The sequence below is a fragment of the Nocardioides antri genome, assembly GCF_008373765.1.
Lineage (GTDB): Bacteria > Actinomycetota > Actinomycetes > Propionibacteriales > Nocardioidaceae > Nocardioides > Nocardioides antri.
The window spans coordinates 200,675-225,226 of record NZ_VUJW01000011.1; the positions used below are offsets into that span (position 1 = coordinate 200,675).

Genomic DNA, 24,552 nt, shown 5'->3' on the forward strand with positions numbered 1-24,552 from the left:
GACAACGAGGGGACGCCGGGAAGGTGACTACGGTCGGCGGAGGAGCCTGACCACGGTGTCGCGCACGCGGACCTCGGTGCCCTCGGGCGTCCGCTGCTCGCGGACCGGGGCGTCCGCGACCTCGGTCTCCCAGCCGTCGGACGAGCCGCCCTCCACCCCGAGCGCGGAGAGCAGCTGCTCGGGCGGGAACAGCAGGCCGGGGCCGTGCGGGCGGCGGGCGCCGCTGCTGACGTCGTCAGGGTGGTGCGCGACCACGAGCAGCCGGCCGCCCGGGGCGACGGCTGCGGCGATCTGCCGGTAGACGCTGTCGAAGTCCTCGCGCGGCACGTGGAGGAAGTGCACCGAGACCAGGTCGAAGCCCTTGGTACGACGCGGGTGGCGGGGCGGGTGACCGGCCAGGACGTCGTACTCCCCCACCCTGACGCGGCTGTCCACCCCGCGCTCGATCGCGTGCTGGGCGGTGCGGTCCAGCGCGACCCGCGAGACGTCGACCGCGGTGACCTCCCAGCCCTGCTCGGCGAGCCAGATCGCGTCGGCACCCTCGCCGCACCCGACGTCGAGCGCGAGGCCGGGCGTCAGGTCGGACGTCTGCTCGACCAGCCGCTGGTTGGGCTTCCCGCTCCAGACCCGATCGCTGGCGGCGTACTTCCCGTCCCAGAACTCCCGGGTGAGCGCCTTTCGCAGGTCGTCGAGCGTCGCGTCGTGGTGGTGGTCATGGCTCATGTGCCCCCGCTGGGATTCGAACCCAGACTTGAGCGCTTTTAAGGCGCTTTCCTCTGCCGGTTGGGATACGGGGGCGGCCGGGTCCTCAGACGGTAGCGTCAGCGCCGTGACGACGACGGACACCATCGACCACGCAGACACCCCAGGCGGTGCCCTCGCCTACGTACGACGCGGCGCCGGTGAGCCGCTGCTGCTGGTGATGGGGGTGGGCGGTCACCACGGCATGTGGTCCGAGGCGTTCCTCGCCGAACTGGCCGAGCAGTTCGACGTCGTCGCGTTCGACCACCGCGGGATCGGCTCCAGCGCGCGGGCGGAGGCGGACTTCACGATCGGCGACCTGGCGACCGACGCGCTCGCCGTGATGGACCACGTCGGCTGGGAGTCGGCCCACGTGATGGGCATCTCGATGGGCGGCACGGTCGCCCAGCAGGTCGCGCTCACCGCGCCGGAGCGGGTCCGGACGCTCACCCTCGGCTGCACCTGGCCCGGAGCGCTGCCCGATGGCGCACCCGTGTGGGGCGAGGCCGTAAGGGACATCGCGAGCGCCGCGACCAGCGGGGACCTGATGACCGCGGCGCGGCTGATGTTCGCGGCCAACGTCTCACCGGAGTTCGCCGAGCAGCCCGGCGCCTTCGAGGCTTTCACCACCGTGGCCGGCGCGGTCAAGGTCCCCGGGCCGGTGATCCTGATGCAGATGAGCGCGGCGACGGCGCACGACGCCGTCGACCGGCTCGGAGACCTGGATATCCCAACGCTGGTGCTGCACGGCACCCTCGACCGGGTGATCCGACCGGACGGCGGGGTGCGGCTCGCCGAGCTCATCCCGGGCGCCCGGCTGGAGCTGCTCGACGGCGCGGGACACCTGTTCTTCTGGGAGCGTCCGGAGGAGTCGGCGCGGCTGGTGCGAGAGTTCGCCGCGGGCTGACGGGTCGATCCGGGCTACAGGTAGGTCTGCCGGGGGTGCACGGCGTGCGCGCCGGCGACCCGGTCGAGGAACAGGAGCCCCTGGCAGTGGTCGATCTCGTGCTGCAGCGCGCGGGCCTCGAACGCGTCGGTGGCGACCGTGACCTCCTCGCCGCTGCCGGGCAGCCGGCCGCGAACGACCAGCCGGGACGCCCGCTTCACGTCACCGGTGAAGTCGGGAACGCTCATGCAGCCCTCCCGGGCGCGCTCGTTGCGGCTCGACTCGAGCACCTCGGCGTTGCAGAGGACGAAGGTGTCGTGGCAGGTGCGCGCCTTCGGGTGGGCGGAGACGTCGACGCAGAAGACCTGCGCGGCGACACCCACCTGCTGGGCGGCCAGCCCGACACACCCCGGGCTCACCCGCATCGTCGCCACCAGGTCGGCCGCCAGCTGCACCGTCTCCGGCGATGTCGGGTCGACCGGCTCCCCCGCCGTCGCGAGCACCGGGTCCGGCGCCCGGACGACCTCGAGGACCCGGCCCGGCAGGCCGAGCTCCGCCTCGGTCCAGCTCCGCAGTCGGTCGCTGCCGCTCTTCTCGCTCACAGGTCGTCGGACTCCGCCGCGCGCAGCGTGGCGGTGACCCCGACCTGCTGCGCCGCGGCCTTGATGGCGGCCTCCACGGCCGACGCGTCGGCACCGGCGGGCAGGTCCAGCTCCGCGACCAGGAGGTAGAGGTCGCCCGACAGCCGGGTCGTCAGGTCGGTGATGTTGCCGCCGAACGACGCCACCTCCTGCGCGACGGCGGACACGATCCCGGGACGGTCTCCCCCGTGCACCGTCAGCACCCACGAGCTCGCGGCCGACGACGGTGTCGGCTCGTCGGTCACCGGTCGCACGGACACGTCGAGGTCGCCGTCCGCCGTCAGCGGCGCGAGCGCCCGCTCGATGTCGGAGGCCTCCACCGGCTCACCGGAGCCGACGGTCGAGCAGAGCAGCATCATGGCGAAGTGACCGCGGAGCAGGGTCATCGTCGAGTCCTCGATGTTGAGCCCGAGGCCAGCGAGACCGGCGGTCGTCCCGGCGATGATCCCGGGACGGTCGTGCCCGAGGACGGTGACGGCGTAGAGGCGCGCGGTGGTCATCGGACCATCATCCCAGCCCGAGTCCTCAGTCGACGGCGACCTCGACGTCCACGGATCCGTCGTTGTCGCCGTACGCCCCCGGCGAGCCGGCGAACCCGTACGCGTCGGCGAAGCCGAGGTAGAGCGTCGTCGCACCGTCGGGTACGACGACCTCCTGCGGCTCGCCCTCCCCGGTCTCGCCGTCACCGATGAAGAACGGCTCTCCGAGGTCGGGCTCCTGCTCGAGGTCCTCGTCGGCGTCGGTGAGGTCCACCACTGCCGTGTCGGGCTGCGTCGGCTGGTCGTCGCCCACGAAGACCCCGACCACGAACAGCGTCCGGTCGGCGTGGACGACCCCGGCGATGCCGTTGAAGGCCGTGATCCCCGTCGAGGCGAAGGAGATGTTGCCGCCGTCCGGCGGCTCGAGCTCGCAGCCGTCGCACGCGCCGACCTCCCCCTCGACCGAGGGGAACGACACCGTCCCGGCGCCCTCGACGTCGACCGCCTCCGGGTCCGTGCCCGGGTCGGTGAGCTGCGCGGTGGTCTCGTCGTCCGCGCCGATCAGGTAGATGTTCGCCGTCGCCGGGACGTCGACGTTCCTCGTCTCGCCTCCGGTCAGCACGACGAAGGCGACCGCAGCGCCGGCGACGCCCACGCTGCCGGCTGTCACGGCTGCGCCGACCTTGAGGACGAGGCTCTTCGTGATCCCACCGCCGACCGCGTGCGCGCCGCCGTGGCCGGCCGCCTGGGCGCCGCCGGCCGAGACCACGCCCTGGCCGGCCCCTGCCGCCCCGGCCTGCGACGCCGCGGCACCTCCGCCTGCGGCGACCTGGCCGCCGACCCCGCCGGCAGCGCCGGTCGCGACGGCGGAGCCAGCGGACCCCGCGCCGCCGACACCACCGGCAGCGCTGGCCACACCTGCCGCACCGGCAGCGCCCGCTACGCCCGTCGCCGCCGCACTGCCACCGCTCGCGAGCACCACCACCGGCACCGAGCCGGCCGCGCCCGTGAGGCCGGCGAGCGCGGCAGCACGACGCCAGTCGGGCCCGTGCCGCTGCTCGGCGAGCTGGTCGATCGCACCGACCATCGCAGCGGCCGACCCGGGCCGCACCGCGGGGTCGACCTCCAGCACCGGACCGAGAAGCCAGGCGATCCCGCGGTCGAGATCGGCGGCCGTCGGCGGCAGGGTGGGGCGACCCCGGAACAGGTGCGCGAGCAGCGCCCCCGCCGAGTAGAGGTCGCTCCGCTCGGTCGCCGGCTGTCCGGTCAGCACCTCCGGGCTCGCGTAGGCCTGGTCCGGCGGTCCCTCGACCAGGTGCACCACGCCCTGGTCGTCGACCAGGACGGTCCCCGGCCCGACGGCTCCGCTGACCCGCCCGCTCTCGTGGAGCCGCGCGAGCTCGGTGAGCAGGGACCGCCCGACGGCCAGCACCTGCTGCTCCGACATGCCTCCGACGGCGGTCATCCTCGGAACCTACGCGCGCACGAAGCGCACCGCAGACATTTCCACGATCAGGCGAGCGACCAGGCGATGCCGTCGAGGATGTCGGTCTCGGCGACCGTCATCGTGGGCAGAGCGGTCCGGCGGAGGACCCGCGACAGGATGAGTGCCCCGGCGTCGATGACGTCGGCGCGACCGGGGTGCACGTAGCCCAGCGCCAGTCGCTCGGCCCGGGTCGCACGCACCAGGTCGTCGACCTTGCGGTGCACGGCGTCGACGTCGAGCGTCCGGCCGTGGATCAGCGTCCGGTCGTAGGCCGTCAGACCGAGCACGCCGGCAGCGACGGTGGTGATCGTCCCGGCGATGCCGATGACCGCCGCGGCGTCCGCCGGGTCGACCGGGCAGGCGTCGAGGGCCGCGTCGATCGCGGCCACGCAGGTGGCGACCTGCTCCGAGGTCGCGGGGTCTGCGCCGAGGCAGCGCTCGTGCAGCCGCACCGACCCGATGTCCATGGAGTACGACGCCTGCGGGCCGGTCGCCCGGTCGCCCAGGATCAGCTCCGTCGACCCGCCGCCGATGTCGATGACCAGCACCGGCTCGGGCAGCGGGTCGGTCCCGCGGAGGGCACCGTCGAAGGCGAGCCGCGCCTCCTCGTCGCCCGAGAGCACCTCCGGCTCGATCCCGAGCCGGGACCGGACGCCGGCGGTGAACTCGGCGGAGTTCTCGGCGTCCCGGGTCGCCGACGTCGCGCAGAACCGGATCCGCTCCGCACCGTGCTCGGCGATCAGGGCGGCGTACTCGTCGATGGCGGCGAACGCTCGCTCCAACGCCTCCGGGGCGAGCCGGCCGGTGGCGTCGACGGCCTGGCCGAGCCGCACCATCCGGCTCTCCCGCACCGCCACGTCGGGCAGGTCGCCGATGAGCAGCTTGATCGTGTTCGTCCCGCAGTCGATCGCGGCGACGGGTCTCGAGGCCTCAACCACCGGGGGCGGCCTCCGTGACGCACGGGCCGGACGCCCACCAGTCGCCCAGGGCCTCCAGCACCTCGTCGCCGAGCGGGTTGACCCCGGGCCCGGCGGCGAGGGCGTGCGCGGCCAGGACGTGGAGGCACTTGACGCGGTCGGGCATGCCGCCGGCGGAGATGCCCTCGATCTCCGGCACGTCGAGGCCCGCCGCCTCGCCGACGGCGGCACGGTCGGCGAGATAGCTCTCGTGCGCCCGCCGGTAGGCCTCCGCGAGCTCCGGGTCGGTGCCGAGCCGGTCCTGCATCGTGCGCATCAGGCCGGACGCCTCGAGCGTGCCGATCCGGGAATTCACCCGGGGGCAGGTCAGGTAGTAGGTGGTGGGGAACGGCGTCCCGTTCGGCAGCCGCGGCTCCGTCGTCACGACGTCGGGGTTGCCGCAGGGACAGCGGTGCCCGACCGCGTGGATGCCCCGCGGCGGCCGGCCGAGCTGTGCAGCGATCACGGCCTCGTCACTCACGTGCCGCTCACTCGTCCTCGGTCCCCACGATCCGCTTCTCGGGCTGCGGCGGGATCTTCGTCGGCGGGTGGCCCGCCAGCTTCACGGACTGCCAGACGCCGTCGTACCACGCCGCCGCCTCCTGCTCCTCCCCCACCGAGGAGGGGTCGTCGAGCTCGGCCTCGGTCAGCGGCTCGCCGTTCTCGTCGATAACGGAGAACGGCGTCTCGCCGGGCCAGACGTAACCGAACTTGCGCGCCTCCTGGGTGAGGAACGCGGGGTCCTTGCCGCGCTCCGCCTCCCGCTCGAGCTCGCGGATCGACGCCTCCTTCTCGGCGATCACGGCTTCGAGGGAGTCGAGCTTGTCGCGCTGCTGCAGGTAGGCCCGCAGCGACGAGGCGTAGGACACCGCCAGCACCGCGAGCACGAGCACGAGGATGGCCGCCCGGCCGGTCAGCCGCGAGCGGTGCCGCTCCTCCGCGCGCACCCGGGCGACGGTCGCGACCCGCTCCCGCTCGGCACGCTTGCGCTCCGGGCGCCGGGCCGCGGCCGGGCCGGAGCGACTCGGGCGGCCCGGTCGCCTGGCAGGGGTACGACGGTCGCCGGGTGTGGCAGCCATCCGTACCCCCTTCGGTGCGTCGTGTCGGGTGCTGGTCAGCCCTGGAACCGCGGGAAGGCGGCCGCGCCGGCGTAGCGCGCCGCGTCGCCGAGCTCGTCCTCGATCCGGAGCAGCTGGTTGTACTTCGCCACCCGCTCGGACCGCGCCGGCGCGCCGGTTTTGATCTGGCCGCAGTTCGTCGCGACCGCGAGGTCGGCGATCGTGGTGTCCTCGGTCTCGCCGGACCGGTGGCTCATCATGCAGCGGAAGCCGCTGCGGTGGGCCAGGTCGACGGAGTCGAGGGTCTCGGTGAGCGAGCCGATCTGGTTGACCTTGACCAGCAGCGCGTTGGCCTGGCCGCCGGTGATGCCGCGCTGCAGGCGCTCGACGTTGGTGACGAACAGGTCGTCGCCGACGAGCTGGGTCTTGGTGCCGAGGGCGTCGGTGATGGCCTTCCAGCCGTCCCAGTCGTCCTCGTCGAGCGGGTCCTCGATGCTGACGATCGGGTAGGCCGCCACGAGCTCGCTGTAGTAGGCGATCATCTCGTCGGCCGACTTCTTCGCACCCTCGAAGGTGTAGGTGCCGTCGTCGAAGAACTCCGAGGCCGCGACGTCGAGCGCGAGCACGATGTCCTTGCCCAGCTCGTAGCCGGCCTTGTCGACCGCCTCGGCGATCAGGTCGAGGGCGGCACGGTTGGACTCGAGGTCGGGCGCGAAGCCGCCCTCGTCGCCCACACCGGTCGCGAGGCTGCGGCTCTTCAGCACCGACTTGAGCGCGTGGTAGACCTCGGCGCCCGTGCGGAGGGCGTCGCGGAAGGTCGCGGCACCGATCGGCGCGATCATGAACTCCTGGATGTCGACGTTGGTGTCCGCGTGGGCACCGCCGTTGAGGATGTTCATCATCGGCACCGGCAGCAGGTGGGCGTTGGGTCCGCCGACGTAGCGGTAGAGCGGGAGGTCCGCGGAGTCGGCCGCGGCGCGGGCGACCGCGAGCGAGACGCCGAGGATCGCGTTGGCGCCGACCTTCGCCTTGTTGGGCGTGGCGTCGACCTCGAGCATGGTCTGGTCGATCAGCCGCTGGTCGGCCGCGTCGAGGCCCTCGATCGCGGGGCCGAGGGTCTGGATGACGGCCTCGACGGCGTTCTGCACGCCCTTGCCGAGGTAGCGGTCACCACCGTCGCGGAGCTCCACCGCCTCGAAGGCGCCGGTCGACGCACCGCTGGGGACGGCCGCGCGGGCGAAGGACCCGTCGTCGAGGAGCACCTCCACCTCGACAGTGGGGTTGCCGCGCGAGTCGAGGATCTCGCGGGCGCCGACGGCTTCGATGGCTGCCACTTGTAGCTGCTCCTGGATAGTCCGGTCCGTACGTCGACTGAGCCTAGCCGTGGCCACGCTCCGGTTCGGGCACCACCCACCGGGCGAGCCGCCTACCATGCACGGGTGCAGGACCTGCTCGACCCGTGGAAGAACCCGGTGACCTACGCGATCCCGTTCTTCCTGCTCAGCATCGCCATCGAGCTGGCGGCCCTGAAGTGGCTCGACCACGACGACAACACCACGCTCGGCAACAGGCCGCCGACCGGCTACCACGCCCCGGACGCCCGCGCGAGCCTGCTGATGGGGCTCGGCTCGATCGGCTCGCTGACCCTGCTGAAGGTCATGGGGTTCTTCGGCTACCTGGCGCTCTACGAGCACGTCGCGCCGGTGCACCTCGACACCGACGCCTGGTGGTACTGGCCGGCGGTGATCCTGACGCTCGACTTCTTCTACTACTGGCAGCACCGGTTCGTGCACCGGGTCAACATCGGCTGGGCGGCGCACCAGGCGCACCACTCGAGCGAGTACATGAACTTCGGCACCGCCCTGCGCCAGAAGTGGAACCCGTGGTTCGAGCTGCTCTTCTGGGTCCCGCTCCCCCTGCTCGGCTTCGCCCCGTGGTCGCTCTACGTCGCGTTCGGGATCAACCTGATCTACCAGTTCTTCGTGCACACCGAGCTGATCGACCGGCTGCCGCGGCCGGTCGAGTGGGTGTTCAACACACCGTCCCACCACCGGGTGCACCACGGGTCCGACCCGGAGTACCTCGACAAGAACTACGCCGGGATCCTCATCGTGTGGGACCGGCTGTTCGGCAGCTTCCAGCCCGAGCGGCAGCGCCCGACGTACGGCCTCACGAAGCCGGTCGGCACCTACAACGTGATCAAGCTGCAGTACGGCGACTACGGCCAGATCGTCCGCAACGTCCGCGCGGCGCGGAGCTGGCGGGAGCGGCTCGGCTACCTCTTCGGGCCGCCGGGGTGGGCGCCGCCCGAGCGGGCGGACCTGCCTAGGCCTCCAGGCCCAGCTCTGCCATCCGCTCCGAGTGGCGCTCCGTCAGGCGGGTGAACATCCGGCCGAGCGCGGCCAGGTCGAGGCCCGGCCGGTCGACGCCGCCGACGAGCAGCGCGGTCAGCGCGTCCCGCTCCGCCGCGACGCTCTGGGCCTGGGTCAGCGCCTCGCCCATGATCCGGCGGCCCCACAGGGCGAGCCGGCCGCCGAGCCGCGGCTCGGCGACGATCGCCTGCCGGATCCGGTCGACCGCGAACGCAGCGTGCTGTCCCTCGACGGTGGAGGAGACGACCAGGTCGCGGGTGTCGGCGTCGAGGTAGGCCGCGATCTCGCGGTAGAAGTCACGCACCAGGCTGTCGCCGACGTAGGCCTTGACGAGGCCTTCGTACCAGTCGGACGGCGCGGTGTGGGCGTGGAACGCGTCGACCGCCTGGTGGAGCTCTGCCATCGCCGCGAACGGGTCGCCGCCGAGCTGGGTGATCCGGTCGACCAGCGGCTGGACCTTGGCCAGCTCCGCGCCGGCCATCTGCGCGAGCGCCAGCTTGTCCTCCAGCGAGGGCGCCAGCTTGGCGTCCTCGGACAGCCGCTCGAACGCGGAGAGCTCGCCGTACGCGATGACGGCGAGCAGCTCGACGACGGCCTGGCGGTACGCCGGATCGGTGAGCGCAACAGGGAGCTCGTCGGGGGCCACCGCGTAGGACCCAGCGTCGGATTCAGCCATGCGGGCAGGGTACCGATACCATGTGACCAGCGAGTCGCTGCCCGACCACGGGCGGCCCGCCCGGGCACCAGCACCTGTGATGCCCACGTATGTGCGCGGCTGAGTGTGAATCAGCCGCATCCGACATGAAATCGGCCCCGGCTGAACTCACTCACGAAAGCGACAGACCACTGACCACCGAAATCACCCCTGAGACGACCACGCCCACGTTCCGCGACCTCGGCGTCCTCCCCCAGATCTGCGACTCGCTCGAGCGGGCCGGCATCGTCACCCCCTTCGCGATCCAGGAGATGACCCTCTCCGTCGCGCTCCTCGGCACCGACCTGATCGGCCAGGCCCGCACCGGCACCGGCAAGACGCTGGCGTTCGGCATCCCCGTCATCCAGCGCAGCGTCGCCCCGACCGACCCCGACTACGTCGAGATCCCGCAGGGCAAGCCGCAGGCGCTGATCGTCGCGCCGACCCGTGAGCTGGCGCTCCAGGTGTCCGGCGACATCGAGGTCGCGTCCCGCGACCGCGGCATGCGTGTGCTGACCATCTACGGCGGCGTCGGCTACGAGCCGCAGCTCGAGGCGCTGGAGCGCGGTGTCGACATCGTCATCGGCACCCCGGGTCGACTGCTCGACCTGGCCAACCGCAAGGCGCTCGACCTCTCCCACGTGCACGCGCTCGTGCTGGACGAGGCCGACGAGATGCTCGACCTCGGCTTCCTGCCCGACGTGGAGCGGCTGCTCAAGATGACGCCGGAGACCCGGCAGACGATGCTCTTCTCCGCGACCATGCCGGCCGCGATCGTGGCGCTGGCCCGCACCCACATGCGGCACCCGATGAACATCCGGGCCGAGTCGTCGTACGAGAACGCGACCGTGCCGGCCACCGCGCAGTTCATCTACCAGGCCCACGACCTCGACAAGCCGGAGATCATCGGGCGCATCCTGCAGGCCGTGGACGCCGACAAGATGATCGTCTTCACGCGTACCAAGCGTCAGGCACAGCGCATCGCCGAGGACCTCGCCGAGCGCGGGTTCAAGGCCAGCCCCCTGCACGGCGACATGGCGCAGGTGGCGCGCGAGAAGGCGCTCACCAAGTTCCGCGAGGACAAGATCAAGGTCCTCGTCGCGACCGACGTCGCCGCCCGCGGCATCGACGTCTCGGGCGTCAGCCACGTCGTCAACTACACCTGCCCCGAGGACGACAAGACCTACGTCCACCGGATCGGCCGCACCGGCCGCGCCGGCGCGTCGGGCATCGCGATCACGCTGGTCGACGCGACCGACGTCCACCGCTGGAAGATGATCAACAAGGCGCTGGACCTGCCGTTCGACGAGCCGGTCGAGACCTACTCGACGTCCGAGCACCTCTTCCACGACCAGGGCATCCCGCCGGGCACCAAGGGCCGCATCGTCCCGCCCGCGCCCGTCGAGCGGAAGCCGCGTGAGGAGCGCGACCGGCCCCCGCGGACCCAGAACCGCGACCGCAGCCGCACCCGCACCCGCGGCGGCCGCCCCGCTGAGGGTGGACCCGCCGGCGAGAACGCAGCCACGGGGTCCGAGGCTGCCGGCAGCAGCGACCGTCCGGCCGGCAACCGCAACCGTCGTCGCCGCCGCCGTTCGAGCGGCTCCGGCGGCCAGGGCGGTTCCGGTGGTTCCGCGACGCAGGCTCCGGCGACCACCGAGGCCTGACCCGGGCTAGGCGCGGCCGTCCAGGAACATCCGCAGCCGCGGACCGGGGTCCTCGCCCGGCACCAGGCCGTTGACGAAGCGGCAGGCCCAGCCGAGCCTCAGCGCCGCGTCGACCGCGGCGAGGAGGTCGGCACGGGTCAGTCGCGGATAGGCCGCGGCGTACGGCGCCAGGTAGGCGTCGCGGAACGGCGCGGTGTCGACCGAGCCCTCGACGTCGTCGAGACCCCAGGCGATCATGCCCTCGAGCGTCACGGACAGCGTGAAGAACGGGTGGGAGATGCAGGCGTCACCCCAGTCCATGACCAGGTCGACGCCGTCCTTCACGTAGACCTGGGCGTCGTGGAGGTCGTCGTGCTGGAGGGTCTCGCGGATGCCGAACCCGGCGAGCCGCTCGCACAGGTCCTGGACGTACGGCGTTGCCGCGCGGAACCGCTGCTCGAGGTCCAGCTCGTGCGCGAGCCGCTCGTAGGCGGCCGGCAGGGTCGCGAGCCGGCGGTCGGGCACACCGAGCTCCAGCAGCTCGTCGACCGCGTCCTCACAGGCCAGCTGGATCTCCGCGACCGTGCGGAGCACGCCGAGCCACCGGTCGAGCGAGCCCTCCTCGGGCAGCACCTCGCGCAGCCGGCGGCCGGCGTCGGCCATGAGCATCCAGCCGCGCTCGATGTCGGCCGCCAGCAGCGGCGGCACGCTGGCTGGGTGCCGGGCGGACAGGAGGGCGGTGACGCCGGCCTCGTGGCGCATCGAGCCGTCGTTGGCCTTGAACCAGACCGGACCGGTGGCGGTCGGCACCTTCAGCACGGTCGACCACCGCGTGACGTGCGGCTGCTCGACCTCGCCGGTGACGGCGAGCCCGAGCCCGGCCAGCTGCTCGTCGATCCAGGACCGGGCAGGCTCCAGGAAGACCGGGTCGGTCCACCGGGCGGCATCCATGGTCAGGACTCACCGACGGCGGCCCGGGCCGCGCGCTCGGCAACGGCGTGCTCGTCGGTGCGGGCGTCGTACGACCAGAAGTCGCGCAGCCACAGCGCCGTGATCGCGACGCCCCCGACGCACGCCGCGCCGCCGCTCGTGATGGCGCCGCGCACCGACCACAGGTCGGCCGTGATCCCGGCGCGGACCTGGCCGCCCAGCGGCCCGAGGGAGTACGACAGCATCTCGATGCCGGCGAGCCTGCCCCGCATCGTCTCGGGGATGGTCTGGCTCCAGACCGTGCTGCGGAAGATGCCCGAGATCATGTCAGCGGCGCCCGAGAGCGCGAGCATGGCGACGACCAGCCCGAAGGACGGCATGAGGCCGGCGAGGGCGACGAAGCCTCCGTACGCCGCCGCGGCCATCACGATCGCGCGGCCGTGGTGGTGGATCCGGGTGGTCCAGCCCGACAGCAGGGTCGCGACGACGGCGCCGACAGTCTCGGCGGCGTAGAGGAGCCCGAGCAGCTCGGGGCGCTCGAACACCTCCTGGGCCAGCGCCGGGAAGAGGACTACCGGCAACGCCATCAGCATGGCGGCGATGTCGACCAGGTAGGTGCCGAGCAGGTCCCGGCGCCCGAACGCGTAGCGCATGCCCTCGCGGATGCCCGCGAGGCTCGGCGGCGTCGTCTCGGCGCGGTGCGGGTAGTGGCGCATCAGCCGGTAGAGGACCGTCGCCACCAGGAGCCCCACCACGTCCACGACGAAGCACCAGCCGATGCCGACGTAGGCGACGAGCAGGCCACCGAGCATCGGCCCGCCCAGCACGCCGATCTGCATCCCGAAGCTGAAGAGCGCGTTCGCCGCCGGTAGCTGGTCGTGCGCGACCGTCCGGGGCATCAGCGCCTCCCGGGACGGCCGCTGCATGGCCGACGTGCTCACCAGGAAGGCGGCGACCACGAAGATCAGCACCACGCTCGGGTCGTCGCGGAACGCGTTGACGGCGAGCACCGCGGTCAGGACGGCCTGTGCGATGCCGAGGCCGACCAGGAGCCTGCGCCGGTCGACGTGGTCGGCCAGCGCGCCGCCGTACAGGCCGAAGACGACGAGCGGCACCAGCTCGACGAGGCCGATCGCGCCGACGGCGAAGTTGGACCCCGTCAGCGTGTAGATCTGGAACGGGATCGCGACGTAGCTGACCATCGCCCCGAAGTAGAAGACCGTGCCGGCGACGAGCAGCAGCCGGAAGTCGCGCGACGCGCGCCACGGGGTGAGGTCCATCCGCAGCGCGCGCAGGCGGTCCGCCCAGCTCATCGTGCGATCACAAACCGGAAGGATGACACCGAACCGGACCCGTCACTACCGATTTTCTGCCACCGGCGGACCGGTCAGGGCGTGACGACGACCGTCGTGCCGATCGGCGCGAAGTTCCACAGCGCCACGGCGTCCGCGGTGCGCTGCCGGATGCAGCCGTGGGAGAGCGGCGTGCCGAGGTCGGCGACCGTCTGCACCGGCTCACCGTCGTCGACGGGGATGGTGTGGAAGCCGATCGCGCCGCCCTCGTCGCCCTGGGTGAACCTGGCGAAGTACTCCATCGTCCCGGAGTTGTCGACGCCGACCGCGTAGCGCGACCGGGAGTAGACCGCGTAGGTGCCGGGCTCGAGGTTGTCGTAGGCGCTGCCCGACGCGAGGTAGGTCCGCTCGACCTCGCCCGACTCCGCCACCAGCCACACCCGCTGGGCGCTCTCGCTGAACACGACGCGGCGTCCGGTGCCGGAGTCCGGCGGCAGGGCGGGCGTCGAGGGCTCGGTCGTCGCCGGTGGTGTCGTACGGCGACCGGCCTCCGAGCCGGGCGTCGACCGGAGAACCGTCCGGTCCTGCGACGGGGCCGGCGCCGACCGCACCTGCGCACGCTGCTCGCCCTGCCGGGCGTTCTTGTCCTCGGCCTTGTCCTCGGCGGCCGCCGGCGCGATCCCGCCGGCGGCGGCACTTGCGTCCTCCGGACCGGACGGCAGCAGCCCGAACCCGCCGAGCACGGCGATGCCGGTGACGGTCGCCGACGCGGTCATGACCGCGATCCGGCCGTAACGCGGGCGTACGGCGGCACGCCTCTTGCCCGGGGGCTCCGCTCGGCGCCGGCCGTGCTGGACCCGGTGCCGTCCTGGCTGACGTGCGTGCTTCACGGTCAGCGGGCCGCCCGTGCCATCAGGTTGCCCGCGACCTCACGGTAGGCCTGCGCGCCCTTGCTGCTGCGGCTGGTCGCGAGGATGGAGCGGCCGGCGGCCGGGGCCTCGGCGAACTTGATCGTCTTCGGGATCGGCGGCTCGACGACCTCGAGGTCGTAGGTATCGGAGATCGTGTCGAGGACGGCCCGCGCGTGGTTGGTGCGTCCGTCGTACAACGTCGGGAGCACGCCCCACACGACGAGGTCGCGGTTGGTGAACCGGCGTACGTCGTGGACGGTGTCGAGCAGCTGGCCGACGCCGCGGTGCGAGAGCGTCTCGCACTGGAGCGGCACCAGGACCCCGTCGGCCGCGGTGAGCGCCGCGACGGTGAGCACACCGAGGGACGGCGGGCAGTCGAGCAGGATCCAGTCGTAGGCCTTGCCGTCGGAGGCCGTGAGATCCTCGATGACGCCGCGGATGACGTGCTCGCGCCCGGTGCGGGTCAGCAGGTCGGCCTCGGCCCGCGCCAGCTCGATCGTGGCCGGCAGCAGATCGACGCCGTCGTCGGTCTCGAGGATCACCTCGGCCGCGCCGATGCCCTTGGTGAGCACGTGGTGGACCGAGATCTCGAGGTCCTCGGGGTCGATGCCGAGCGAGAACGTCAGGCACGCCTGCGGATCGAGGTCGACGAGGAGCACCGACTGACCGAGCTCGGCGAGCGCGGCGCCGATCGAGGCGACGCTCGTGGTCTTCGCGACGCCACCCTTCTGGTTGGCGACAGCGAGGACGGTGGGGTGGGGGGCCCTTGTGCTCATCGAGGGACATCATGCCGGACACCGCCGTGCCGTTGTGCTACCGACCTGTTTCACTTTCCGCATGTCGACCTCTCTTGTCACCGGAGCAACAGCGGGCATCGGCCTGGAGTTCGCCCGCCAGCTGGCCGCTCGCGGCGACGACCTGGTCCTTGTCGCCCGGGACACCGCACGGCTCGAGGAGGTCGCGGCCGACCTGCGGGCGTCGTACGGCGTCGCGACCGAGGTCCTCCCCGCCGACCTCACCGACCCGGACCAGCTCCGCACGGTCGAGGTCCGGCTCGCCGACGCCGAGCGGCCGGTGGACCTGCTCGTCAACAACGCGGGGTTCGGGCTGAAGGGCAGCTTCCTCGACAACGACGTCGAGACCGAGCAGCGGCAGCAGGACGTGCTCGTCCGGGCCGTGCTGCGGCTGAGCCATGCCGCCCTGGGGGGCATGGTCGAGCGCGGCGGTGTCGGCGGCGGCGTCATCAACGTCTCGAGCGTCGCCGCCTTCCTCCCCCGCGGCACCTACAGCGCCGCGAAGGCGTGGGTCAACAGCTTCAGCGCCTGGGCGCACAGCGAGTACGCCGACCGCGGCGTCACCGTGATGGCGCTGTGCCCGGGATTCGTGAAGACCGAGTTCCACCAGCGCCTCGGCGTCGACCGTGACTCCACCGCACCCCGGATCCTGTGGCTCGAGCCGGACCGGCTGGTCCGCGACGCCCTCGCCGACTTCGACAAGCGCCGACCGATGTCCATCCCCAGCAAGCGCTACAAGGCGATCGTCACCGCCACCCGCCTGGTCCCCCGGACGATCCTGCAGCGCTACCAGTCCTGGGGCCGCAAGTAGGTCGAATCGGGACCTGTGGTGGGTCGAGTCGGGAGTTGTGGTGGGCGACCGGCCACCACAGCTCCCGACTCAAGGCACCACGACCCCCGAATCAACCCTCGCCGGCGATGAATGCGCGGACGGCGTCAGCGACCAGCTGGACCGCGATCGCCGACAGGAGGAGGCCGGCGATCCGGGTCACGAGCAGGACACCGCCCTCGCGGATCACCTTGAGGATCGGCAGTGAGTAGCGCATCGCGATCCACAGGGAGACGTGGACGCCGATGATGCCGAGCGCGACGGCGGTGAGCTCGGGCCCGCTGTCGATCTCCTCGACGAAGAGCATCGTCGCGACGATCGCACCGGGGCCGGCCAGGAGCGGTGTACCGAGGGGCACGAGCGCGACGTTGGCGTCCTGGTTGGCCTTCGGCTCGCTCTCGTTGCCGGTGAGGAGCTCGAGGGCGACCAGCAGCAGCAGGAGCCCGCCGGCGCACTGCAGGGCGGGCAGCGAGATGTGCAGGTAGTTGAGGATCTGCTGCCCGAAGAACGCGAAGGCCGTGATCACCAGGAACGAGACGCCCACCGCCTGCCAGGCGTAGCGCTTCGACGTCGCCGGGCTGCGCCCGCTGGTGAGCGTCAGGAAGATCGGCACCGTGCCGACCGGGTCCATGATCACGAAGAGCGTCACGAAGACCTCGACCAGGAGCACCCCGTCGATGACGCTCATGCCGCACCCACCAGGGTCGTCGGGGAGCCGAGCTCGGCGGCCCGGGCGAGGATCCGCTCCAGCTGGTCCGGCGCCGTCGTCTCGACGCCGAGGTCGTGGTCGACCTTGCCGGTGCCGTGGTGGTCGCTGGAGCCGGTGACGACCAGGCCGAGCGTGTCGGCGATCCCGCGCAGCCGGACACGCTGCTCTGCGTCGTGGTCGAGGTGGTCGACCTCGATCCCGAACAGCCCCGCCTCGGCGAGCAGCGCGAACGCTGCCTCGTCCAGCACGTCCGCGCTCCCGCGACCCCACGGGTGGGCGACGACCGGCACCCCGCCGGCCGCGGTGACGAGGTCGATCATCCGCACGAGGTCGGCGGCGTAGCGATCGACGTACGCCGGCCTGCCCTGGGCGAGGTACCGGTCGAACGCCTGGTCCCGGTCGGCCACGACACCGAGTCGCACGAGGAGGTCGGCGACGTGCGGCCGGCCGGTGGCACCGGCGTTCACCGTCACCTCCGCCAGCGCCTCCTCCGTGGCACCGGCGAACCCGAGCGCACGCAACCGGGCGAGCATCGCCGGGATCCGGTCGTCCCTGCCCTCCAGGATCCGCGCCAGCTCGTCGACCAGCGTCGGGTCGGCCGGGTCGGGCAGGTAGGCGAGCAGGTGCACGCCCGAACCGCGGAACCGGGTGCTCACCTCGATCCCCCGCACGAGCGCGATCCCTTCCTCCTCGGCCGTCGCCGCCGCCTCGTCCCAGCCCGCGGTGATGTCGTGGTCCGTGAGCCCGACGACGTCCAGGCCGGCCGCAGCGGCCGCGCGGACCAGGTCCGCCGGCGTCTGGGTGCCGTCGCTGACCCGGGAGTGGGTATGGAGGTCGATCCGCACCAGTGCAGGTTAGTGGTCACCAGGGCGGCGCAGGGCCGCCGAACGGCAGCGCGACCAGCTGCGGGCCGGTCTCGGAGACGTCACGCAGGATCCAGTCGTCGCGCAGCAGCAGGATCGCCGACGCCGGACGCAGGACGATCCACAGCCAGCGGCCCTCGGCCTCCCCGACCACCACGGAACGGTCCCACTCACCGTCGGACGCGCTCACCGACACCGGCCACAGGCCGACGGGGAAGCTGCCGATCCGCACCTTGATCGTCGGCGGTCCTTCGCCGACCTCCTCGCCCGGGTCGACGCGTCCGGTCCGCCCGAGCCCCGCGATCCGCGCGCCGAGCCCGGTGCCGGGCTCCTCACTGATCACGAGTACGTCGACCGGCCCGTCGAGCGCACTCGTGCCGGAGACGCAGGTCATCGTCGCCCGGGCCTCCCGCTCCTGCTCGCCGGCGACTGCGAAGTCGGTCACGCTCCAACCCGGGCCGAGCGGCCACGGCAGGTAGGTCGGGAAGGCACCGGCGCGGCCCAGGTGGCCCACGAACTCTTCGTACGACGCCGTGTCCGGGCGCCAGAGCGGCACGATCTCGCCGTGCTCGGGGCAGGACCAGCCCCCCTTGCCGGTCTCCCCCACCGGCGCCGGGCAGTGAGGACAGCCGACGCGCAGGGACATGCGTCACACCGTGCTGCGCGACGGCGCGATCGTCAAGCGTTCCAGCGCAGCACGACCGGTGTCTCGCGCTCGTAGCCGAGCACCGACAGGGTCGCGGTGTCGAGCCGCAGCAGCCGGCCGTCCTCGGGCGGGAGGCCGAGCCACCGGGCGGCCAGCACCCGCAGCGAGTGGCCGTGGGCGAAGGCGAGCGCGCGACCGCCGGTCGCGCGGACCCGCGCCACCACCCGGTCGAGCCGCGCCGCCACGTCCGCGCCGGTCTCGCCGTTCGGCGAGGGGTGGCTCCAGATCGTCCACCCCGGGACGGACTCGCGGATCTGGAGCGTGGTCAGGCCCTCGTAGTCGCCGTACCCCCACTCGACGAGGTCGTCGGTCACCTCAGCGTCGGAGAAGCCGGCCAGCTCGGCGGTGTGGCGGGCCCGTCTGCGCGGGCTGGTCAGGACCAGCCGGAAGTCCACGCCGGCCAGACGGGAGCCCAGGGCGACCGCCGTCTCCTCGCCGTCGGGGAGCAGCGGCAGGTCGGTGACGGACGTGTGCCGCCCGGCACTGCTCCACTCCGTCGCGCCGTGCCGGACCAGCCACAGCTCGGTCGGCTCCGCGGGGTCGGGCTCAGCCGTCATGGGGCACAGCCTGCCAGGCGCGCTGCCCGCAGGAACCGGACGTCCGCCGCTACCGTCGTACCACCATGAAGATCCTGCTCAGCGCTGCCGTCGCGGCCCTTTCGCTCACCACCCTCGCCGGCTGCAGCGGCGGCGACGACGACGGCGCCACGGCCGAGGACCCGGCCTCCGCTCCTCCGGCCACCACCGAGTCCAGCGACCCGACCGACGAGCCGACGGTCGGCACCTACCCCGAGCTCGACGCCGAGAGCTACACCTACATCCTCGAGCAGATCTGCTTCTGCCCCCTCACCAACCCGGTCGAGGTCACCGTCGAGGACGGTGAGGTGACGTCCGCGGTCATCGCGAGGGGCGGCCAGGGCCTGAAGAAGGGCAGCGAGGCGCCGGAGTACCTCTGGATCACCATCAACGACGTGATCGCGCAGGCCAACGACACCGACGCAGCGGACGTCGAGGTCGACTGGCCGGAAGGCCAGGAGTGGCCCAGCCGCGTCGCCGTCGACAAGGTCGAGATGGCCACGGACGACGAGATCACCTACATCGTCCGCAACGTCCGGATCAACGAGGGATGAGCGCCCAGTAGTCGAGGTCGAGCAGCACGCCGTCCTGATAGCCCCCGGTCCCTGAGCTTGTCGAAGGGTCGTCGTTGCGCAGCGTCATCGACTCGTCACGGCCCTTGGTCGCGACCAGCCGCAGCCGCAGGGCGCCGATGCTGTCGCCGGCCCCCGAGAGCCCCGAGAGTTCGGCCTTGTCGAGGACCTCCGACCAGGCGTAGACCGTGTCCCCCGCGAACGCCGGGGCGACGTGCGAGCCGCCGTTGATCGCGGCGATCAGCTGGGCGTTGGCGAGGCCGTTGAACGACAGCGCCCGCGCCATCGAGATCACGTGGCCGCCGTAGATCAGCCGGTTGCCGTCGGGGCGCGCCTCGGTGTTGAAGTGCACCTTCGCGGTGTTCTGCCACAGGCGGGTCGCCATCATGTGCTCGGCGTCGCTGAACGTGACGCCGTCGACGTGGTCGATCTTCTCGCCGACCGCGTAGTCGTCGAAGCGGTGCGGCTCGCCCGCGGCAGTGAAGTCGTACGACGAGAAGTCGAGCCCGTCCGGCACGACCAGGTCCTCGGCCGCCAGCGCCTTCTTGAGGTCGGGCAGCACGGTCTCGGGAGCCGCCGCATCCACGTCGCGCTTGTGGACCATCACCCACCGGCACCAGTCGAGTGCGACCTCGTCGCGCTGGTTGGACGCGGTCGAGCGGACGTAGACGACACCGGACCTGCCGTTGGAGTTCTGCTTGAGGCCGATGACCTCGGACCTCGTCGACAGGGTGTCGCCCGGGAGCACCGGGCGGTGGAAGCGCAGCTCGGCGTAGCCGAGGTTCGCCACGGCGTTGAGCGAGATGTCGGGGACGGTCTTGCCGAAGGCGATGTGGAACGCGATCAGGTCCTCGACCGGGTGCGGGTCGAGCCCGACCGACGCCGCGAACGCCGCGGACGACGGGACCGCGAACCTGGTCGGGTAGAGAGCGCCGTACAGCGCCCGATCACCCTCGGTGACCGTGCGCGGCGTCGCGTGCTCGATCACCTGGCCGACGGTGAAGTCCTCGAAGAAGTTGCCCGGGTTGGTCTTGGAGACAGTCGCGCTCACGGGCGGCCATTCTGCCGGGTGAGCTACGAACCTCCGCCGCCGGCCTTGCGACGGTGCATCTTCGGGGCGCCGCCGACGACCTCCGAGCCGTGTGCCTTCTCCGGGACCGGACCGTCGGCGTGGACGCCCTTCTCACGGTTGTTCTTGCGGTCGAGCGCGGCCCGCATCTTCGCCTTGAGGTCCTCGTTGGGGTCCTGCTCAGCCATGCTGGTCTCCTCGCGTCGCATCGGGGGGTCAGTCAACCCTGACACGCACCCCAAGGGACGGCCAGCGATTAAGCGCCCTTCTTGTCGCGGCGGCTCTTGCCGAACGGGTTCGGCCCGTGGCCGACCGCGAGGGTGCCGCGGAGGGTCTCCAGCAGGGGCGGGTCGCACCGGCCGACGACGAACTCCGCCAGGGCGGTGAGCGCCGCGTCCGACGCCGCCCGGTCCTCGCCGGTGATGACCTCGTAGCGGGTCTCGTGCACCCGGTCGGGACGGGTCGCGCGGAGGTGGTCCTGGATCTCGATCACCCGCTTGATCGCGGCCATCGCCGTGTCGGCGTCCTGCCGCTGCCAGAAGCCGGATCCGAGGACCTGCTCGACGTCGCGGGTGTTGAGGATGTACTTCGCGCCGGGACACACGTCCTCCAGCCACGCGAAGAAGGGCTCGGTCTCCTCGGGCGTGATCTGGTGCCAGTCGACCTCCTTGAAGCCGATCCGGTCGACGTCCTTCTCGTCCTGCCGACCGAGGATGCCGCCGACGAGCAGGCGGCGTGCGTTGCGGACGAACCGCCCCCGAGTCAGTGAGTTGATGCCGAAGAAGGCGTTGGTCGGACGGCCCGCGGACGGTCCCTTCCGCTTCTGCCGGATGTCGTCGGCGGCCTGCCACGCCCGGAACAGGTGCTGGACGTAAAGCCCGTTCTCACCCCGGACGAGCGTCCTCGGCATCGCATTGAGCATGCCCTGCACCAGGGTCGAGCCGGACCGTCCGTAGGTCACGACGAAGACGTACTCCACGGATCGATCCTTCCACAGGGGGTGGGCTCAGAGGGTGCCGACCAGGCGTTGCGGGATCCGCACGAGCGGCTGCTTCCGCAGTGCGGCGATCTGGCCCTGCTTCGGCGTGCGGTGCCGGCCGTTGAGGAAGATCACCATCTGGTCGAGGTCGGCGGCCGCGGGGTCGAACTCCGGGACGGCGGCCGCGTCGACGTCGGCCACCACCTCGTCGAAGACGGCGAGCACCTCGTCGGCCGCCTTGCCCCAGCTGGCCTCCTCTGCCCGACCGTCGGTCTTGCTGACCTCGTTGCGCAGCCGGGCGACCTCGGCGAGGCGGTCCCGGTCGGCGAACTTGAGGTGGAGCATGAAGAGCTCGGGATCGATGGTGTACGGCGCCTTCAGGCCGTGCGACGAGACGGCCCATCCGGCGTTGATCCGCTTCACGGAGGGCTTGCACATGAGCGGCGTGAACTTGGCGAACCGGCGCTGCTCCAGCAGCGGCCGGCCGAGGTCCAGCGGCTCCGGCTCCGCGCTCGGGACGTGGACCACGTTGAGCCCCATCGCCCCCAGGGCCTCGGGGCGCCCGCGGTCCTCGAGCAGGTCGGGCAGGGTCGGGTAGACGGCCGGGTCGGTGACCAGGAACTCGTCGACGTCGACGAACACCACGTAGTCGTAGACCGCGAGCAGCCCGCCGGCCAGTCCGTTCATCAGGCGCATCCGGACCGGCTCGAAGTCGAGCCCGCCCTTGAGCGGCGGCACCCGGTGCACGGTGCAGCCGAGGTCGTCCGTCGAACCGTCGACCGAGTTGTCGTCGAGCACGACCAGGTTGTCCATGCCGACGTGGCGCGCGTAGTGCGACACCCACAACGGGAGCAGGTCGCCCTCGTCGCGCGCCATGGTGATCACGGCGACCTCCGGCCGCTCGGACATCCCGACTCCCCTCCGTCCACTCTTCTGCCGCCGAGAGTCTGGCACGCTAGCGGCCGTGACCGACCAACCGGACGCCACCGGACGCCGCCCACTCTGGCTGCACGTGGGCTGCAGCAAGACTGGCACCTCGTCGCTGCAGGCGGGGCTGTGGATGTCGGTGGACGCGCTGGCGGCCGACGGCGTCGGGCTGCCGTACGTCGGGCGTCCCGCCCACATCGCCGGGCTGCTGCGCCCGCTGGGCTGGCGGCCGGTCGCCGGTTTCGCCGGGGAGCACCGCGCCAAGGCGCTGCGGAACGTGCCCGGCACGATCCGGGACACCCCCGGCGACGTGCTGCTGGTCAGCAACGAGGACCTGGCCGAGGTCCGGCCCGAGGACGTCGACGCCGTCGCGGCACTGGCGGACGAGGCCGGCGTCGACCTCCACGTCGTGCTGACCGTCCGCGACTGGGCCCAGCAGCTTCCCTCGGACTACCAGCAGTTCCTCAAGCACCGCCTGGCCGACAGCTACCTCACCTTTCTCGACGACGTGCGCGAGCGGCGCGGCGCGTGGGCCGACCAGTTCTGGCGCCGGCAGGACCCGGTCGACATCCTCGACCGCTGGGGCCGGGCGGTCGACCCGTCTCGCATGCACGTGATCGTCGTGCCGTCGTACTCCCAGGACCCGGAGGGGGTCTTCAACCTGATGGGCGAGGTCGTCGGGTTCGACGCCGCGTCCGTCACCCGGCCGCGGGGATCGGTCAACGCGTCGTTCGGCGTCGTCGAGTCCGAGGTGTTCCGCCGCGTCAACGCCGCGCTGGGCGACCGCCTTCCCGACTACAAGCGCGACTACACAGAGGCGGTCCGCTACCCCTTCGCGAACGGCGTCCTCGCCCGCAGCGCCAGCCCGAAGCTGACCCTCCCGCCCGAGCACCTCGGCTGGGTGCAGGACCTCGCGCAGCGCACCGTGGCCACCATCCGTGAGCGGGGCTACCCGGTCCACGGCGATCTCGCCGCGCTGGTCCCGGATGACGACAGCGCCAGCCCTCTTCCGTCGTACGACGAAGCCGCCGTCGCTGAGGCGTCCATCACAGCGCTGGCCAACTACGCCGCTCGCGCGCCGCGGCGACGGCGCGACTGACGTCTCGCATCGGATCCCGTGGCGACCGCACCGGCTACTCGCCGGTAGAGTCGGATGGATTGACCAGCCCGCCGGAGCGAAAGAGGAACCGATGCCGCGCCTGTGTGAGACCGACGGCCTGACCGAGGACCAGACCGAGATCCTCAAGGCCGTCCGGGTGTTCGTCGACGAGCAGATCATCCCCGTCGCCCAGGAGCTCGAGCACTCCGACACCTACCCGACCGAGATCGTCGAGGGCCTCAAGGAGCTCGGCGTCTTCGGCCTGATGATCCCCGAGGAGTACGGCGGCCTCGGCGAGTCGCTGCTCACCTACGCCCTGTGCGTGGAGGAGATCGCCCGCGGCTGGATGAGCGTCTCCGGCGTCATCAACACCCACTTCATCGTGGCCTACATGGTGATGCAGCACGGCACCGAGGAGCAGAAGCAGAAGTACCTGCCCCAGATGGCCACCGGCGAGATGCGCGGTGCGTTCTCGATGTCCGAGCCCGGCCTCGGCTCCGACGTGTCGGCCGTCTCGACCAAGGCGGTCAAGCAGGAGGACGGCTCGTATGCGATCACCGGGTCGAAGATGTGGCTGACCAACGGCGCGGAGTCGCGGCTGGTCGCCACCTTGTGCAAGACCGACGAGGGCGCCGAGTCGGTCTACAAGAACATGACGACCTTCCTCATCGAGAAGGAGGCCGGGTTCGGCGAGACCGCTCCGGGCCTCACCATCCCGGGCAAGATCGACAAGATGGGCTACAAGGGCGTCGAGACCACCGAGATGGTCCTCGAGGGCCACGTGGTCCGCGCCGACCAGGTCCTCGGCGGCGAGCCCGGCAAGGGCTTCTACCAGATGATGGACGGCGTCGAGGTCGGCCGCGTCAACGTCGCCGCCCGCGCCTGCGGCCTGGCCTGGCGGGGCTTCGAGCTCGGTGTCGCCTACGCCCAGCAGCGCCAGACCTTCGGCAAGCCGATCGCCGCCCACCAGGCGATCCTGTTCCGCATCGCCGAGATGGCGACCAAGGTCGAGGTCGCCCACACGATGATGGTCAAGGCCGCCCGGATGAAGGACAGCGGCCAGCGGATGGACGTCGAGGCCGGCATGGCCAAGATGGTCGCCTCCGAGTACGCCCACGAGGTCGTCGAGGCCTCCTTCCGCATCCACGGCGGCTACGGCTACTCCAAGGAGTACGAGATCGAGCGCCTCTACCGCGAGGTCGCGTTCATGCTCATCGGCGAGGGCACCACCGACATCCAGAAGATGATCATCGGCCGGGCCATGCTCGAGGACTACAAGCTCAAGGGCTGACCGTCCCCCGGCCGCTGGCCTTCGGGGATTCGGGCACTTCGCCCGATAAC

The 24,552-nt window shown here is 71.9% G+C and carries 28 protein-coding genes and 1 tRNA gene; 7 read left to right on the forward strand and 22 right to left on the reverse strand.

All coding sequences use genetic code 11. From position 1 onward, the window contains the following. Positions 1–27 precede the first annotated feature (27 nt). Together F0U47_RS18235 and F0U47_RS18240 are read right to left on the reverse strand one after the other, a co-directional pair. Positions 28–723, reverse strand: a complete 696-nt coding sequence (locus F0U47_RS18235) for an SAM-dependent methyltransferase (RefSeq protein WP_149751907.1) — start codon at positions 721–723, stop codon at positions 28–30. 1 nt (position 724) lies between these two features. After that, positions 725–798: transfer RNA gene (locus F0U47_RS18240), tRNA-Leu, on the reverse strand. Positions 799–829: 31 nt separating this feature from the next. On the opposite strand from F0U47_RS18240, the gene F0U47_RS18245 reads away from it, so the two are divergent. Further along, positions 830–1,648 carry an alpha/beta fold hydrolase gene (locus F0U47_RS18245; RefSeq protein WP_149751908.1) on the forward strand — a complete coding sequence of 273 codons (819 nt, stop codon included), beginning with the start codon at positions 830–832 and terminating at the stop codon, positions 1,646–1,648. A gap of 14 nt (positions 1,649–1,662) precedes the next feature. On the opposite strand, the gene def is transcribed toward F0U47_RS18245, so the two are convergent. Genes def through eno form a run of 7 tightly spaced genes read right to left on the reverse strand, consistent with a single transcriptional unit; the run spans position 1,663 to position 7,581 of the window. After that, entirely contained in the window at positions 1,663–2,229 is a 567-nt protein-coding gene (gene def, locus F0U47_RS18250; protein WP_246159691.1) for a peptide deformylase, read from the reverse strand. After that, positions 2,226–2,768, reverse strand: a complete 543-nt coding sequence (locus F0U47_RS18255; RefSeq protein WP_149751909.1) for a glycine cleavage system transcriptional repressor — start codon at positions 2,766–2,768, stop codon at positions 2,226–2,228. The genes def and F0U47_RS18255 overlap by 4 nt, the downstream gene beginning before the upstream one ends. Positions 2,769–2,793: 25 nt before the next feature. Further along, positions 2,794–4,212 (reverse strand): serine/threonine-protein kinase, encoded by a 1,419-nt coding sequence (locus F0U47_RS18260; RefSeq protein ID WP_149751910.1) that lies wholly within the window; start codon positions 4,210–4,212, stop codon positions 2,794–2,796. A gap of 47 nt (positions 4,213–4,259) precedes the next feature. Beyond that, a complete protein-coding gene (locus F0U47_RS18265) occupies positions 4,260–5,171 on the reverse strand; it encodes a Ppx/GppA phosphatase family protein (RefSeq protein WP_149751911.1) in 912 nt (303 codons plus the stop codon). Continuing rightward, a complete protein-coding gene (locus F0U47_RS18270) occupies positions 5,164–5,670 on the reverse strand; it encodes a DUF501 domain-containing protein (protein ID WP_149751912.1) in 507 nt (168 codons plus the stop codon). The genes F0U47_RS18265 and F0U47_RS18270 overlap by 8 nt, the downstream gene beginning before the upstream one ends. Positions 5,671–5,677: 7 nt before the next feature. Then, entirely contained in the window at positions 5,678–6,268 is a 591-nt protein-coding gene (locus tag F0U47_RS18275; RefSeq protein WP_149751913.1) for an FtsB family cell division protein, read from the reverse strand. Between the two features lie 35 nt (positions 6,269–6,303). Beyond that, the gene (gene eno, locus F0U47_RS18280; RefSeq protein ID WP_149751914.1) at positions 6,304–7,581 is read right to left on the reverse strand and encodes a phosphopyruvate hydratase; all 1,278 of its coding nucleotides are present in this window, start codon (positions 7,579–7,581) and stop codon (positions 6,304–6,306) included. A gap of 105 nt (positions 7,582–7,686) precedes the next feature. Here eno and F0U47_RS18285 point away from each other — a divergent pair, with 105 nt between their 5' ends. Next, positions 7,687–8,631 carry a sterol desaturase family protein gene (locus F0U47_RS18285; protein ID WP_149751915.1) on the forward strand — a complete coding sequence of 315 codons (945 nt, stop codon included), beginning with the start codon at positions 7,687–7,689 and terminating at the stop codon, positions 8,629–8,631. On the opposite strand, the gene F0U47_RS18290 is transcribed toward F0U47_RS18285, so the two are convergent. Continuing rightward, positions 8,573–9,295: a ferritin-like fold-containing protein gene (locus F0U47_RS18290; protein WP_149751916.1), complete on the reverse strand. Its 723-nt coding sequence runs from the start codon at positions 9,293–9,295 to the stop codon at positions 8,573–8,575. The genes F0U47_RS18285 and F0U47_RS18290 overlap by 59 nt on opposite strands. A 125-nt stretch (positions 9,296–9,420) precedes the next feature. Between F0U47_RS18290 and F0U47_RS18295 the strand changes: the two genes are divergently transcribed. After that, complete coding sequence (locus F0U47_RS18295) at positions 9,421–10,977, forward strand: DEAD/DEAH box helicase (protein WP_149751917.1); 1,557 nt, start codon at positions 9,421–9,423, stop codon at positions 10,975–10,977. A 6-nt stretch (positions 10,978–10,983) separates the two neighbouring features. On the opposite strand, the gene F0U47_RS18300 is transcribed toward F0U47_RS18295, so the two are convergent. The 4 genes from F0U47_RS18300 to F0U47_RS18315 all read right to left on the reverse strand — a co-directional run bounded on the left by F0U47_RS18300 (position 10,984) and on the right by F0U47_RS18315 (position 14,865). Continuing rightward, positions 10,984–11,907, reverse strand: coding sequence for a phosphotransferase family protein (locus F0U47_RS18300; RefSeq protein WP_149751918.1), 924 nt, complete (start codon positions 11,905–11,907; stop codon positions 10,984–10,986). A gap of 2 nt (positions 11,908–11,909) precedes the next feature. Next, positions 11,910–13,199: an MFS transporter gene (locus F0U47_RS18305; protein ID WP_149751919.1), complete on the reverse strand. Its 1,290-nt coding sequence runs from the start codon at positions 13,197–13,199 to the stop codon at positions 11,910–11,912. Positions 13,200–13,273: 74 nt separating this feature from the next. Beyond that, positions 13,274–14,068 (reverse strand): L,D-transpeptidase, encoded by a 795-nt coding sequence (locus F0U47_RS18310; protein ID WP_149751920.1) that lies wholly within the window; start codon positions 14,066–14,068, stop codon positions 13,274–13,276. A 2-nt stretch (positions 14,069–14,070) separates the two neighbouring features. Continuing rightward, positions 14,071–14,865 (reverse strand): ParA family protein, encoded by a 795-nt coding sequence (locus F0U47_RS18315; protein WP_149751921.1) that lies wholly within the window; start codon positions 14,863–14,865, stop codon positions 14,071–14,073. Between the two features lie 61 nt (positions 14,866–14,926). Here F0U47_RS18315 and F0U47_RS18320 point away from each other — a divergent pair, with 61 nt between their 5' ends. Continuing rightward, positions 14,927–15,694: an SDR family NAD(P)-dependent oxidoreductase gene (locus F0U47_RS18320; RefSeq protein ID WP_149751922.1), complete on the forward strand. Its 768-nt coding sequence runs from the start codon at positions 14,927–14,929 to the stop codon at positions 15,692–15,694. 91 nt (positions 15,695–15,785) lie between these two features. Here the strand turns inward: F0U47_RS18320 and F0U47_RS18325 are convergent, their stop codons facing one another. Genes F0U47_RS18325 through F0U47_RS18340 form a run of 4 tightly spaced genes read right to left on the reverse strand, consistent with a single transcriptional unit; the run spans position 15,786 to position 18,547 of the window. Then, the gene (locus tag F0U47_RS18325; RefSeq protein ID WP_149751923.1) at positions 15,786–16,400 is read right to left on the reverse strand and encodes a MarC family protein; all 615 of its coding nucleotides are present in this window, start codon (positions 16,398–16,400) and stop codon (positions 15,786–15,788) included. Beyond that, complete coding sequence (locus F0U47_RS18330; protein WP_149751924.1) at positions 16,397–17,266, reverse strand: PHP domain-containing protein; 870 nt, start codon at positions 17,264–17,266, stop codon at positions 16,397–16,399. Before F0U47_RS18330 ends, F0U47_RS18325 begins: the two co-directional genes overlap by 4 nt. Positions 17,267–17,282: 16 nt before the next feature. Continuing rightward, positions 17,283–17,930 (reverse strand): DUF6758 family protein, encoded by a 648-nt coding sequence (locus F0U47_RS18335; protein WP_149751925.1) that lies wholly within the window; start codon positions 17,928–17,930, stop codon positions 17,283–17,285. A gap of 32 nt (positions 17,931–17,962) precedes the next feature. After that, positions 17,963–18,547 (reverse strand): histidine phosphatase family protein, encoded by a 585-nt coding sequence (locus F0U47_RS18340; protein ID WP_149751926.1) that lies wholly within the window; start codon positions 18,545–18,547, stop codon positions 17,963–17,965. A gap of 65 nt (positions 18,548–18,612) precedes the next feature. Between F0U47_RS18340 and F0U47_RS18345 the strand changes: the two genes are divergently transcribed. Further along, positions 18,613–19,119, forward strand: a complete 507-nt coding sequence (locus tag F0U47_RS18345; RefSeq protein ID WP_149751927.1) for a DUF6174 domain-containing protein — start codon at positions 18,613–18,615, stop codon at positions 19,117–19,119. Here F0U47_RS18345 and F0U47_RS18350 read toward each other — a convergent pair. From F0U47_RS18350 to F0U47_RS18365, 4 genes are all read right to left on the reverse strand, one after another. After that, a complete protein-coding gene (locus F0U47_RS18350; RefSeq protein WP_149751928.1) occupies positions 19,106–20,188 on the reverse strand; it encodes a MaoC family dehydratase in 1,083 nt (360 codons plus the stop codon). The two genes, F0U47_RS18345 and F0U47_RS18350, sit on opposite strands and share 14 nt — an antisense overlap. 23 nt (positions 20,189–20,211) lie before the next feature. After that, complete coding sequence (locus F0U47_RS18355; RefSeq protein WP_149751929.1) at positions 20,212–20,394, reverse strand: DUF5302 domain-containing protein; 183 nt, start codon at positions 20,392–20,394, stop codon at positions 20,212–20,214. 68 nt (positions 20,395–20,462) lie between these two features. Beyond that, positions 20,463–21,185 (reverse strand): sulfotransferase, encoded by a 723-nt coding sequence (locus F0U47_RS18360; RefSeq protein ID WP_188111417.1) that lies wholly within the window; start codon positions 21,183–21,185, stop codon positions 20,463–20,465. A 27-nt stretch (positions 21,186–21,212) separates the two neighbouring features. Beyond that, positions 21,213–22,094, reverse strand: a complete 882-nt coding sequence (locus F0U47_RS18365; protein ID WP_188111418.1) for a glycosyltransferase family protein — start codon at positions 22,092–22,094, stop codon at positions 21,213–21,215. Between the two features lie 55 nt (positions 22,095–22,149). Between F0U47_RS18365 and F0U47_RS18370 the strand changes: the two genes are divergently transcribed. Together F0U47_RS18370 and F0U47_RS18375 are read left to right on the forward strand one after the other, a co-directional pair. Next, positions 22,150–23,211 carry a hypothetical protein gene (locus F0U47_RS18370; protein ID WP_188111419.1) on the forward strand — a complete coding sequence of 354 codons (1,062 nt, stop codon included), beginning with the start codon at positions 22,150–22,152 and terminating at the stop codon, positions 23,209–23,211. 91 nt (positions 23,212–23,302) lie between these two features. After that, the gene (locus F0U47_RS18375; protein ID WP_149751933.1) at positions 23,303–24,502 is read left to right on the forward strand and encodes an acyl-CoA dehydrogenase family protein; all 1,200 of its coding nucleotides are present in this window, start codon (positions 23,303–23,305) and stop codon (positions 24,500–24,502) included. Positions 24,503–24,552: the final 50 nt, after the last annotated feature.

Coding starts and splice junctions, on each gene's coding strand:
- F0U47_RS18365 (WP_188111418.1), bottom strand. CDS start 22,094: ATGTCCGAGCGGCCGGAGGTCGCCGTGATCACCATGGCGCGCGACGAG.
- F0U47_RS18300 (WP_149751918.1), bottom strand. CDS start 11,907: ATGGATGCCGCCCGGTGGACCGACCCGGTCTTCCTGGAGCCTGCCCGG.
- F0U47_RS18340 (WP_149751926.1), bottom strand. CDS start 18,547: ATGACGGCTGAGCCCGACCCCGCGGAGCCGACCGAGCTGTGGCTGGTC.
- F0U47_RS18255 (WP_149751909.1), bottom strand. CDS start 2,768: ATGACCACCGCGCGCCTCTACGCCGTCACCGTCCTCGGGCACGACCGT.
- F0U47_RS18355 (WP_149751929.1), bottom strand. CDS start 20,394: ATGGCTGAGCAGGACCCCAACGAGGACCTCAAGGCGAAGATGCGGGCC.
- F0U47_RS18345 (WP_149751927.1), top strand. CDS start 18,613: ATGAAGATCCTGCTCAGCGCTGCCGTCGCGGCCCTTTCGCTCACCACC.
- F0U47_RS18305 (WP_149751919.1), bottom strand. CDS start 13,199: ATGAGCTGGGCGGACCGCCTGCGCGCGCTGCGGATGGACCTCACCCCG.
- F0U47_RS18375 (WP_149751933.1), top strand. CDS start 23,303: ATGCCGCGCCTGTGTGAGACCGACGGCCTGACCGAGGACCAGACCGAG.
- F0U47_RS18235 (WP_149751907.1), bottom strand. CDS start 723: ATGAGCCATGACCACCACCACGACGCGACGCTCGACGACCTGCGAAAG.
- F0U47_RS18295 (WP_149751917.1), top strand. CDS start 9,421: ATGAAATCGGCCCCGGCTGAACTCACTCACGAAAGCGACAGACCACTG.
- F0U47_RS18320 (WP_149751922.1), top strand. CDS start 14,927: ATGTCGACCTCTCTTGTCACCGGAGCAACAGCGGGCATCGGCCTGGAG.
- F0U47_RS18260 (WP_149751910.1), bottom strand. CDS start 4,212: ATGACCGCCGTCGGAGGCATGTCGGAGCAGCAGGTGCTGGCCGTCGGG.
- F0U47_RS18335 (WP_149751925.1), bottom strand. CDS start 17,930: ATGTCCCTGCGCGTCGGCTGTCCTCACTGCCCGGCGCCGGTGGGGGAG.
- F0U47_RS18290 (WP_149751916.1), bottom strand. CDS start 9,295: ATGGCTGAATCCGACGCTGGGTCCTACGCGGTGGCCCCCGACGAGCTC.
- F0U47_RS18275 (WP_149751913.1), bottom strand. CDS start 6,268: ATGGCTGCCACACCCGGCGACCGTCGTACCCCTGCCAGGCGACCGGGC.
- F0U47_RS18315 (WP_149751921.1), bottom strand. CDS start 14,865: ATGAGCACAAGGGCCCCCCACCCCACCGTCCTCGCTGTCGCCAACCAG.
- F0U47_RS18325 (WP_149751923.1), bottom strand. CDS start 16,400: ATGAGCGTCATCGACGGGGTGCTCCTGGTCGAGGTCTTCGTGACGCTC.